The 12,345-nt window shown below is 38.2% G+C and carries 8 protein-coding genes; 2 read left to right on the forward strand and 6 right to left on the reverse strand.

The features are described 5' to 3' along the window. Positions 1 to 512, forward strand: a 512-nt coding sequence (locus ACO4R2_RS05985) for an IS256 family transposase, variant Zn-binding type (protein WP_484769548.1), incomplete at its 5' end; no start/stop codon positions are given. 240 nt (positions 513 to 752) lie between these two features. Here the strand turns inward: ACO4R2_RS05985 and ACO4R2_RS05990 are convergent. The 6 genes from ACO4R2_RS05990 to kdsA form a co-directional block, all read right to left on the reverse strand. Then, on the reverse strand, positions 753 to 2,021 hold the full coding sequence (locus ACO4R2_RS05990; protein ID WP_484769549.1) for a hypothetical protein: 1,269 nt from the start codon (positions 2,019 to 2,021) through the stop codon (positions 753 to 755). Between the two features lie 30 nt (positions 2,022 to 2,051). Then, positions 2,052 to 4,571 carry a DNA gyrase subunit A gene (gene gyrA / locus ACO4R2_RS05995; protein ID WP_484769550.1) on the reverse strand — a complete coding sequence of 840 codons (2,520 nt, stop codon included), beginning with the start codon at positions 4,569 to 4,571 and terminating at the stop codon, positions 2,052 to 2,054. Between the two features lie 574 nt (positions 4,572 to 5,145). Further along, the gene (locus ACO4R2_RS06000) at positions 5,146 to 6,591 is read right to left on the reverse strand and encodes an acyltransferase family protein (protein ID WP_484769551.1); all 1,446 of its coding nucleotides are present in this window, start codon (positions 6,589 to 6,591) and stop codon (positions 5,146 to 5,148) included. Positions 6,592 to 6,626: 35 nt separating this feature from the next. After that, positions 6,627 to 7,943 carry a phospholipase D-like domain-containing protein gene (locus ACO4R2_RS06005; RefSeq protein ID WP_484769552.1) on the reverse strand — a complete coding sequence of 439 codons (1,317 nt, stop codon included), beginning with the start codon at positions 7,941 to 7,943 and terminating at the stop codon, positions 6,627 to 6,629. Between the two features lie 58 nt (positions 7,944 to 8,001). Continuing rightward, complete coding sequence (locus tag ACO4R2_RS06010; protein ID WP_484769553.1) at positions 8,002 to 8,952, reverse strand: KpsF/GutQ family sugar-phosphate isomerase; 951 nt, start codon at positions 8,950 to 8,952, stop codon at positions 8,002 to 8,004. Between the two features lie 7 nt (positions 8,953 to 8,959). Beyond that, positions 8,960 to 9,730, reverse strand: coding sequence for a 3-deoxy-8-phosphooctulonate synthase (kdsA, locus tag ACO4R2_RS06015; protein ID WP_484769554.1), 771 nt, complete (start codon positions 9,728 to 9,730; stop codon positions 8,960 to 8,962). Between the two features lie 140 nt (positions 9,731 to 9,870). Here kdsA and ACO4R2_RS06020 point away from each other — a divergent pair, with 140 nt between their 5' ends. Further along, entirely contained in the window at positions 9,871 to 12,153 is a 2,283-nt protein-coding gene (locus ACO4R2_RS06020; protein WP_484769555.1) for a family 20 glycosylhydrolase, read from the forward strand. The last annotated feature ends 192 nt before the right edge of the window (positions 12,154 to 12,345 follow it).

Genomic DNA, 12,345 nt, shown 5'->3' on the forward strand with positions numbered 1-12,345 from the left:
TGCATGGATATAATATTTTAGGCATAGTCAGCGATGGCTTAAAAGGGCTTCGTCAAGAGTTTTACCAATACAGATTCCAACATTGCCAGTTCCACCAGGTTATGACAGTAAAGACGAAGCTTACATTGCATCCCAAGTTGCAAGCCTCACAAGAGTTACTTGCTATAGCTAAAATACTTTGCCATACAGACAAAGATTCTTTTATCGGAGCTCTAACTGCATGGTATGAGAAATGGAAGGAGTTTATAAATGAAAGAGCAAAGGGAACAGACGGCAAGACACATTATGTACATAAGAACACAAGAAGCGCATATATGAGCTTAAAGAGGAATATGCCGTGGTTATGGACATTCTATGATTTCCCCGAATTGCATATGCCAAATACAAATAATGAATTAGAAGCACTCAACTCTACTTTGAAGGCAAAACTAGACCTGCATAAGGGGATTAGCAAAGAAAGGAGAAAAGTATTCATTCAAGACTTTTTAAAGGCTCATTCCCCGTATAGATAAAGGGGATACAAGCAGTTTCAGGTCTCTTTTTGGCATATAAGAGAAAAAGAAACCCATTTTAGGTCTCTTTTTGTCACTTATGCCCAAAAATTCTTTCTCTCTAGAGCATTTCCAGAGAGAAAGAAAAAATAGCTTTACATCCTTTTTGAACATCCCCAAACCTGTTTCCGATGGCAGGAAAAATAGATAATGTTCCTGTATGAAAATGGTAGATAAGATACTGCCAACGATACAGGTCAACTAATTCTTTGGAACAAGAGGTTTCACTTCGTTAGCTTTAGCTGTCTGTTTCAAATTAGTATAGCAGAGGTATAGGCCTTGTGCCCAAAGTTCAGGCTTTTCTGGAGCCAACTGACGTGCTCTCTCCAAGTAAGGAAGTGCATTCTTGTAATAAGGGTTGATCTGCGTATTGACAATGTTATTATATTTCGTCGCAGAAGCATTATCATTACCTCGTGGTAGATGGAAGTAGTTAGCATTTATTTTATCCTGTACATCCTGAATCCAACAAACGCCCATATTTGTATTGGCCTCAACATAATCAGGATCCAATTCAATCGCCTTTGCAAAAGCTTCTCGAGCAGACTTATAGTTATACGGTGTCATATTCATTTCCAAACAACCTTTGATATAATAAGAGGTCTTATCTGAACCCTTCTGCTTAATCAACTCATCAGCCATTTGGATTGCTTCTGCACGATTTTGACGACGCATATAGTAAGTAATCAAATCACCCATAAAACCTTCACCTGCCGTTGCAGCAACAGCATCACGCAGTGTTTTTGCGTAATTAATAGTATCCTTAAGCATAAGGAAGGAATTTGACTTCATCACATAAGCATCATGGATATTCTGCTTGTCGAGTTCGGCATCTTTCAGTGCTAAGTCTGCACTACGAATAACTGCGTCGTAGTTTTTCAAGTTGTAATTCAACAAACTAACATTAAAAGCAGCTTGAGAGTATTCATGAATACCCGCTTTATAAATAGAATCTGTTTCCTGTTGAGAGAAGATAGGATTCTTAGGCATATTGATGTATTTTTCAAAGTATTTCAAAGATTCTTCATTCTTTCCTCCTTGTGCCTTGAAAATGCCAGCATAATTGAAATAATTCAACATCTGGTTCAGATTCATTTTATTCAATATCTCGAACTCTGGCTTTACTCGGCCTTTTGCATCGGGCTTTATATCTGCTAAATGACTATTAGTAAAGGCATCTACAGCCTTATCCAAATAGTTGCAGAAAGCAATAGTATCAAAAGGAACTTCTTTAGCTGCTTTTGTAAGTTCATTGTTGAACAAACTTGCATAAGCTAATCCCATATCTCTATAGATTTCGGCAAACTTTGTTGTCTTCGGATTGGCAATAGCTTGTTCACACACTTCTGCTGCCTGAGCATAGTCTTTCTTGTCGCGCATCAAAGCTTGAGCCTTGAAGTGAGCACTGTTCTGTGCAAGGCCTGAGCCCGCGATAGCCATCAGTGCAATTGATAACATGATACGTTTCATAGATTTTTTTATTAATGTTAATATATATGGTTATTCTCTCGTGTTTATTGGCTGACTATTTTCTAGATTTTCTGAATTTTCATCAATGTCTTCTTCATCCTCTTCCGTGGAAGTAGGACACTTACAAACACTAGAAATTATATCACCTCTCTTTTTGAGATCGATGAGTTTTACACCTTGCGTAGCACGACTCATTACGCGCACTTCTGAAGTTTTCAGGCGAATGACAATACCACTCTTGTTGATAATCATCAAGTCGTCATCATCTGTAACGCTCTTGATGGCAGCAACCTTGCCTGTCTTCTCCGTTATTTGGAGAGTTTTCACCCCCTTACCTCCACGGTTTGTTTTGCGATAGTCTTCAATGGGACTCTTCTTACCAAATCCTTTCTCGCTGACAACCATAATGGTTTCTTTCTCAGAATTGTTCACACAAACCATACCTACTACTTCATCGTCTTCTCCATCAAGCGTAATACCGCGGACACCTGTTGCAGTACGTCCCATAACACGAACGGAATCTTCATTGAAGCGAATGGCACGACCATTTCTGTTTGCGATAACAAGTTCGTCAGTTCCATTAGTAAGAACAGCACTCACTACGCGATCATCCTCACGAATGTTGATGGCAATAACACCATTTGCACGTGGGCGACTATAATCGGACAACGATGTCTTCTTTATCGTACCATTCTTCGTACAGAATACAACATAGTGGCTATTGCAGAACTCTGCATCTGAGAGTTTCTTCACATAAAGGCAAGCGTTGATAGCATCATCCTTTTCGATATTGAGCATATTCTGAATTGCACGGCCTTTCGCATTCTTTGTTCCTTCTGGAAGTTCGTAAGCCTTCAACCAATAGCAGCGACCGCATGCTGTGAAGAAGAGCAAGGTATCGTGCATCATTGCTGGATAAATATATTCTATAAAATCAGAATCACGCGTAGTACCACCTCGACTACCAACACCACCACGTGCTTGCGCACGGAATTCATCAAGATTCGTACGCTTTATATATCCTAGATGAGAAATTGTGATAACAATTTCATCATTGGCATAGAAATCCTCTGGATTAAATTCTTCTGCGCTCAGCTTGATTTCTGTGCGGCGATCATCGCCGTATTTTTCTTTAACTTCAAAGAGTTCGTCCTTCATCACCTTGCGACAGAGCGTATCGTTTGTAAGAATCTGATTGAAGTAATCAATCTTACGTTCCAATTCTGCATATTCTGCATGAAGTTTCTCTTGTTGCAAACCTGTCAACTGGGCCAAACGCATGTCCACAATAGCCTTTGCTTGAATATCGTCAAGTTCAAAACGATTCTTTAAAGCTTCAATAGCTTCTGAAGGAGTTTTACTTGAGCGAATCAGATGAACCACTTCATCGATATTGTCGCTAGCAATAATTAGACCCTCAAGAATATGCGCACGTTCTTGAGCTTTACGCAAATCATATTGTGTGCGACGAATTACGACATCATGACGATGATCAACAAAAACAGCGATGCAATCTTTCAGAGTTAAGACTTTTGGACGTCCATGAACCAAGCCAATGCAATTAACCGCGAAACCGCTCTGTAAAGCAGTCATCTTAAATAGTTTATTCAAAACAACATTGGCATTGGCATCACGCTTCACATCAATGACGATTCGCATACCTTCACGGTCAGATTCGTCATTCACATTGGAAATACCATCAATCTTCTTATCATTAACAAGATTGGCTATATCGCGAATAAGCTCAGCTTTATTAACACCATAAGGAATTTCGCTAACAACGATAGTGTCGTGCTGAGGACCATTTTCTATATCCGTTTTTGCACGTAAGACGATACGTCCTTTACCTGTTTGGTAGGCAGAACGAACACCTTGCAGCCCCATAATAAATGCTCCAGTTGGAAAGTCAGGTGCTTTAATATGCTGCATCAAACCTTCTACGTCAATGTCTGGATTGTCTATATAAGCTATTGCGCCATCAATAACCTCTCCTAGGTTATGAGTTGGAACATTAGTCGCCATACCAACGGCAATACCTGTGGCACCATTGACAAGGAAGTTAGGAATACGCGTTGGTAGAACAGTTGGCTCCTTCAATGTATCATCGAAGTTATTCATCATATCAACAGTCTCCTTGTCCAAATCCTGCATCATCATCTCGCCGAGAACACTTAAGCGAGCTTCGGTATAACGCATAGCAGCAGGAGAGTCACCATCAATAGAACCAAAGTTCCCTTGACCATCAATTAAGGGATAGCGTAGATTCCAGTTCTGAGCCATACGACAGAGCGCACCATAAACACTACTATCGCCATGAGGATGGTACTTACCTAAAACTTCACCTACTGTACGTGCTGATTTTTTATAGGCCTTGTCATGCGTATTTCCCAAGCCCATCATACCATATAGGATACGACGTTGAACAGGTTTAAAGCCATCACGCACATCTGGCAGTGCACGGGAAACAATCACTGACATAGAATAGTCGATATAAGACTGTCGCATCTCTTTTTCAATATCGACTTTTAAAATTCTGTCTTGATCTATCATTTATCTTTAATTAGTTATTCTCCTTATTGTGGCAAAGTTACGAATTAAAATCTCACAAGTACATTTTATGAAGCATATAATACACCTTTTTTGAAACAAACCACCTTTTAAAGCGTTTTAAGCGATACAACGAGGTGTATCGATATTATTATAAAACGCATTAATCTCTTCTTAAGCGCAATAATTCAGAAAAACATCTTCAATCTAATCTCTCTTATATATAATTAAAGCAGTCCATTCATTATCTTGGAAATTCCTCAATCTCATTAGAAATGAATGACTGCTTATTATATCAAGTATATGGTAATAAGAATAATTCATATGCTCGTACCTAGTATAATAGTACAGCCATTTTCCTTCCCCCAAAAATACTCTCTCTGCTAAAAAACAGTATGTCCTCATCGTGAAGAGCATACTGTTATTAGGTCTGTTATGGTATTGTCCGACACCAACTCCACAATCTTTCCTTTGATAGTATGCCCTGTTACTTATCAGTCCAGATTCAACGCTACTGATATAAGAGTTGAGGCTCTGTATGATAGACTGACATTTCTTTTATTCAAGGAGAAGTAAGTTACTCATCCTTAGGGCTAGATGCTTTGATTATATCCTTTATACCTTGCACTAAATTTGAAAAGAAATGCCAAACACTCATACAAAGAGCACGAAGAAGATGTAAACTTTTAAAAGTTATAAAATATAAACCATGAAAAGCGTTGGAAAATACTAAATTAATAATTTTTTGATTTAGAAGGTTTTCGTAAGACAAAGTAAATCCTAATTTGTATTCAAGCTTACGATATACCCAAATCCAAACTAAAGGAGCGCAAATACCTACGAGGAGATAAATAAGCCAAAAAAAATCATGTCCACTTCCTTCTATCACAATAGGATGTCCTCCTATCATCTTCCAAGGAAGATGATAGATTACAACTTTAGAGATACTTACCAATTTGAATGCTAAGAGATGAAATGCAAAAATATACAACGTATTATCTCCGATATAAATCAGTAGTTGCTTTAATATATTTTCTTGTTTTTGTAACCAAATGCTAAAGAAATAGAGTAACAGAAATCCAGCAAATCCAGTAAATGGTAGCGAAATACTCCCCCAAAAATCAGGCCGATAAGTCATACTTGAAGGGAAAAATATAGAGCCAAAAATCAGTAAGAGAAATGATGGTAAACAGATCTTTAGGATTGTGCCAAATCGCTCTTTCTGAATCTTATTAAACAGCTTGTTATCAATTATTTGTCGAAATATATAGCCGATAGCCATAAAGCAAACTACCATTATCTCACGATATCCTCCCTGACTAATTCCTGTGATTTTTAGATTAGCAAGAATAAGCCATGTAGACATAAGCAAACTTATAACAAGAATTGTTCCAGCAATAAAAAGCTTAGAAGGCTCTTTCCCATTTTTAATCAAAAGCCACACACAAATCTTATAGAGTATTAAAAAAGCAATGCTACCTATAAAAAGAGCTCTGAAAAACCAAAAAGCACCAGCTAAAAATTCATCATATCCTGACATATTGAAGACTATACTCCACAGACGTTGAGAAAACTGACAGAAATTGTATGGATGAGTTACTCCCCCACCAGCATTCCCATATTGCTCGTTAAGAATTCCTAGATAGAACCATAAATTGTGGAATACAAGAAAAAAAATAGACCAGCGTACAAAAGGGAAATATAAACCTTTAATACGATTTGCTATATACGTTTTCTCATCATTGAGATATTTGGCATTAAAGAAATATCCAGCACAGATAAGAAAGACAGGGACATGAAATTGGAAAACAATATTTAAGAGCCACGAGGGTCCCCCTGAATGAGATAATACGACACAAATAATTGCTAATGCTTTACATATTGAAAAGGTCGCATTTCTAACGGGCTTAGCTTGTAAGTCATTTGTAGATGAGATTGGTACTTCTTTCATTGCCATTTTAGGTTCTTCTTGTTCATAAAATCGACTACTATTGTCTGTGTCGTTATAGTTTAAAGAATCCATTTCTATTCTGCAATTAAATCATTATAAAAAGAAAATTACACAAACGGGGTAAGCCATTGCCAAAACCATGCAGCAAATCGTCGGGAAGGCTTAAACTTTTCCTTCCAAGTCTTAGGAGTTAATAGCCAACATTTCTCATCTCTGTCTTTATTGAATATCGTTTGCAATACTTTCGTTGTAGGCTTGTCATCAATTAAAAGATTACATTCATAATCAAATGAAAGACTGCGACTATCTAAATTTGCTGAGCCGATAAAAGAATAAACACTATCTACCATCATTATCTTACTATGATGAAAACCACCTTCAAAAAAATAAACCTTAACTCCTTTCTTCATAAGCAGATGAGCATTATGCTCTACAATGCGTGGAGTTATGGGAATATCACTTTTAGCTGAAACTATTACTTGAACATCCACTCCTCGCTTTATCGCTTGACAGAGTGCACGTCGTATATGGTGACAAAGCGTAAAATAAGGATTTATTATTTGTATTTGCATTGTTGCTCTATTGATAAGCTGCAAGAAAGTGGCATGTATAGGTTTTTTGGGAGATCTTGGCCCTTGATTAACTACTGCAATACGTTTCTTACCTGCAGAACTACACGTATCAGGTGTTAAGTTAGAAAACTCTTTTGTGGCATCACGATATCCCGGATAGTATTCGGCGCCACGAATATTTTGCTGAGTCCAAATATTCCAAAAATCTAAAAAAGCCTTTTGCAATTGTCCTACGGCTTCACCCTCTACACGAGCATGAATGTCATGCCAACTACCAAATTCTGATTTACCTTTAATATAATAGTCTGCAACATTCATACCCCCTGTATATGCAACGACTCCATCTATTACTACTATTTTTCGATGATCTCGCGGTATGATATGATTCACATACGGAAATCTTAATGGATCAAATTCATAAATTTCAATACCACGATTATGCAATGAATCCAAATGTTTACGTTTCAAAGGTCTATTATTAGATGCATTGCCAAAACCATCAAAAATAGCTCTTACTTTCACCCCATCTTTCACCTTTTGTTCCAACAGTGAAAAGAGTTCGGTAGAAATAGAATCATTTCTAAAATTAAAATATTCAAGATGAATACTTTTCTTTGCCTGTTGAATCGCGGCAAAAAGATCCGAAAATTTCTCTTGTCCACTCTTAAATATAACAATCCTATTGTTTGTCGTGAAAAGAAGTGAATCCGTTTGTGCTGCCCATGATATAGAAGGAAGTACAAAGATTAAAGACAATAATAGGATGTGTTTAAATCGGCTTTGACACATCCCTAATTGTGAAAAGATTTCGTTATTATTACTTATTTTCTTATCCTTGTTGCATTTACACATTTGCTATTCTTAATCAACGTATTTAGAAAAATATACGAATATAATTATTTACAACCACCTAAAGTTGCGTCCTAAACGTATCAACAATACCTAATAAATGATTCTCAGAATCCACAACTAGAACACAATGAATTTTATTTTCTTGCAAGATTTCTTCTATTTGCATAATCTTAGTATCTGCACCGACAGTCTTTGGTGAGCGGGTCATAAAGTCTGCCACAGTTTTTTGGAAAAAACTATCTTGAGAGGACTGAATAGCACGTCGTACATCGCCATCAGTAATAATTCCGACAACTTTGCCTTCCTCCTCTGCAACACAAAGTCCTAGGCGTCCATTACTTACATGTATCACAGCTTCTCCCATTTTCATAGACGGAGGTATGACTGGTAAATCTTCTGTGCGCATCACATCCCTTGCTCGTGTAAGTAGTCGACGTCCCAAAGAACCGCCGGGATGAAAATGAGCAAAATCAGATGCCTGAAAATCACGAGCATCCATAAGAGCACAAGCCAAAGCATCTCCCATTGCAAGTTGTGCTGTTGTAGACGAAGTTGGAGCTAAACCCAAGGGGCCTGTTTCTTTTTTTACACTACAATTCAAATGAACCGTTGAATACTCAGCTAGCTGTGAACGAGGATTACCTGACATCCCTATTACAGGTATCTTCATCTCAAGAAGAAAAGGTAGAAAACGTAATAGTTCGTCTGTTTGCCCTGAATTAGAAATCGCTAATACTACATCAGCTGCAGTAATTACACCTAAATCTCCATGAAAAACATCAAGGGGATTAACAAAAAAACTAGGAGTTCCCGTAGAAGATAGTGTTGCAGCAATTTTTGCTCCTATATGTCCACTCTTTCCAACGCCTGTAACAATCAATTTTCCTTGACAATCTAAGACAAGTCGAATAGCTTTGTCAAAATCTCCATTGATATAGGGGATTAAATCCTTTATAGCTTCTGACTCTTCTCTAAGGCATTGAATCGCTACATCTATATACTTACTCATAAGATAACTACTTACTTAATTCTACGATAAGATTTTCTAAATCATTAAGAGGGAGCATATTAGGTCCATCACTAAGGGCTGCATCCGGTTGTGGATGTGTTTCAAAAAAATAGCCATCTACACCGAAGGCCTTAGCTGCATATGCCATCATTGGTACAAACTGTCTATCACCTATCGTTTTCCCTTCTCCTGCTCCAGGTCGTTGAACACTATGTGTACAATCCATAATAACACGATCTGCCCATTGAGCCATTAAAGGGATGTTTCTGAAGTCTACAACCAAATTGTTATAGCCAAAGGCATTTCCTCTTTCCGTTAGCCATACTTCTTTAGCTCCAGATTCACGACATTTCTCAACAGGGTATTTCATATCACTACCTGAAAGGAACTGTGCTTTTTTGATATTAATAATGCATCCTGTTTGAGACGCTGCTACCAATAAATCTGTCTGACGGCAAAGGAATGCAGGTATTTGTAAAACATCGACAACTTCTCCAGCTACCTTAGCCTGATAACTTTCATGAATATCTGTCGTAATCCTTAGGCTATGATGCAATTTTATATCTGCTAACATCTGAAGTCCTTTCTCTAGCCCTGGACCTCTAAACGATGATAGGGAAGTGCGATTAGCCTTGTCAAAAGAAGCTTTGAAAATTATATCTATCCCGTGAATATCACGAATTCGAACAATTTCCTGCGCAACTTGTTCAAGCAACTCTGCCGATTCTATAACACAAGGGCCCGATATATATATAGGAGAGTTCTTCTTTCCTGCCATTTTAGTTATCTTTATTTTGCTACAAAGTTAGTATTTATCTATGGAATAAGGAAATCACTTTTCTTCTTGGATTAGACATTCTAAAGAAAATTAAAAAATATTACGTAAATTCGCAGTCATAACATCTAACTATATTGCGCATGATAAAAAATATTCTAACAGCTTTCTTTTTTACGCTGTCCGTGCTTCCTTCCATGGGACAAATAAACATTATCCCACGCCCTGCTATCATTGAGAAGGGAAGTGGTAGTTTTCAACTTTCTCCTCAAACAGTTATCCTTTCAAAGGGAAAGGGAAAAAGTGCAGATAAAGTTGCTCAAGCCTTTATAGATAAACTACAACGATCTACAGGTATTCGTTTAAAAAGTTCTCATAAAGCGGTGACATCTTCTATCCTTTTTACTATTGACCCAACAATAAAAGGAAACGAATCCTATCGCTTAGAGGTTACTCCTCAGCAAGTAAAACTTTCAGCCTCTTCAGAAAGTGGCCTCTTTTGGGCTTATCAATCTTTACTTCAATTACTTCCTCCTTTTGTGGAAGCGACCAATGCACGTACTCCTAGCTGGCCACTTGAGATACCCATGGTTAGAATTGAAGATCAACCCCGTTTCTCTTGGCGTGGAATCTTGGTTGATGTTAGTCGTCACTTTATGCCTGTTGCTGCAATCAAAAAGCAACTTGACGTAATGGCTTCATTAAAGTTAAACCGCTTTCATTGGCATTTAACTGATGACCAGGGATGGCGCATTGAAATTAAGCGCTATCCTAAACTTACAGACATAGGAGCCTGGAGAATGGATGCAGAAGGAAATAAATATGGAGGCTTCTATACCCAGCAAGAAATTCGTGATATTGTAGCCTATGCTGCCGCGCGACAGATAGAAGTGATTCCTGAATTAGAGATTCCAGGTCACGAACTGGCAGCTATTGCGGCTTATCCTGATTTGTCCTGCAAAAGAAAAGAGATAACACCACGAATCATTTGGGGAGTTGAAGATATTGTCATGTGTCCTGGACGAGAAAATATGTTTAAGTTTTTAAGGAATGTAATAGACGAGCTTGTACCACTATTTCCTTCAACTTACTTTCATATTGGTGGTGATGAAAGTCCACGTATTGAATGGACAAAATGTGATAGTTGTCAAGCTCGCATGAAAGTTCTTGGACTCACAAAAGAAGCTCAGCTACAAGATTACGTTATCGAACGGATTGGGAAATATTTACAAACGAAAGGCAAACGTATCATTGGGTGGGATGAAATACTTGAAGGTGGAAATCTACCAAAAGATGCTATTGTTATGAGCTGGCGTGGAGAAGATGGTGGTATTATTGCAGCGCAGAAACATCATAGTGTTATTATGACACCAGGAAGTCATGGCTTATATTTCGATCATTACCAGGGCGACTTTATGAATGAACCTACAAGTATCGGAGGATACGCTCCACTTGAAAAATGCTATGCCTATAATCCTGTGCCTTCTGCACTAACCTCACAAGGTCTAGATTCACTGGTTCTAGGCGTTCAAGGGAACAACTGGACAGAGTATACTCTCGGTCCAGCAGCCTTGGAAAACAGATTATGGCCACGAGGAGTCGCCTTGGCAGAGGTGGCCTGGACAAAAGAGAAAGACAAAGATTTCTCGGACTTCCAGCGTCGCCTTGATAACGATTTCACACTGCGATTAAAAGAACGTCACATCAATTTCTATATTCCTGCCCCGAGTATTGAAGGAATTAGCTCGAACAAGTTAGCTTTTACTAACTCACGTACTGTTTCTTTGAGTTCTCAAAGAAATCTTCCAATAGTTTATACACTTGACGGAACAACCCCCACATCACACTCAACACGGTATACCGGTCCAATCAAAATTGACCAAAGCACAACGTTGAATGCAGCAACACTTCTTCCTTGTGGTTTACTCAGCAATGTACGTAAGATAGAAATTAACAGGCAAACTCCCCTTCTCTCACTCAGCACTCCTACAACCAAAGGCTACACTGTTCGCAAATACAATGGAGAATTTAGAACTCCCCAGCAGTTAGAAGCCTTAAAGGCTGATTCAACCTTTAAGGCAGATCGTATTGAAGTCGTACGCACTCTAACGAATGTTCCTAGCGATGTACGAGATGTAAAGAATTATGCTGCAACTGCAGAAGGATTCTTCTATGTCCCTGAGACGGGTGTGTATGAATTTTCTTCTTTGCTCACGCAAGTAAGTATTGACGGTACACTCTATATTGACAATTCTGGAATCTATGCACCACGTGACACTCGAGAAAATTGCGAAATAGCATTAGCCAAAGGCTGGCACAAGGTTCAAGGACTATTCATAGGAGGGATCTTCGGTGGGTGGCCGACATTCTGGAATGCTGCAAAAATCCAATGGAGAGCTGTAGGCGGTAAGTGGAAAACACTCTAGTATGTAGCTAATAAAAAATGGAGGCAAAGAAGCAGGATTTCCCTTAGTCTTTGCCTCCGTTGTTTATAAGTTAAATAAGGGAACTAAAACTTCTAGCTGAATATGAAACTTAAAATTAAGGTAATGTCTGAACCTCAGATACTGTCCTAAAAAAGTGTGTAAGCTCCAAAGTTCTTATATTTGTAGTGAACT

Source organism: Alloprevotella sp. (assembly GCF_057240785.1).

Bases quoted from the DNA above. Each gene is read 5' to 3' on its own strand.
- ACO4R2_RS05990 (WP_484769549.1), bottom strand. From the start codon at position 2,021: ATGAAACGTATCATGTTATCAATTGCACTGATGGCTATCGCGGGCTCA.
- gyrA (WP_484769550.1), bottom strand. From the start codon at position 4,571: ATGATAGATCAAGACAGAATTTTAAAAGTCGATATTGAAAAAGAGATG.
- ACO4R2_RS06000 (WP_484769551.1), bottom strand. From the start codon at position 6,591: ATGGATTCTTTAAACTATAACGACACAGACAATAGTAGTCGATTTTAT.
- ACO4R2_RS06005 (WP_484769552.1), bottom strand. From the start codon at position 7,943: ATGTGTAAATGCAACAAGGATAAGAAAATAAGTAATAATAACGAAATC.
- ACO4R2_RS06010 (WP_484769553.1), bottom strand. From the start codon at position 8,952: ATGAGTAAGTATATAGATGTAGCGATTCAATGCCTTAGAGAAGAGTCA.
- kdsA (WP_484769554.1), bottom strand. From the start codon at position 9,730: ATGGCAGGAAAGAAGAACTCTCCTATATATATATCGGGCCCTTGTGTT.
- ACO4R2_RS06020 (WP_484769555.1), top strand. From the start codon at position 9,871: ATGATAAAAAATATTCTAACAGCTTTCTTTTTTACGCTGTCCGTGCTT.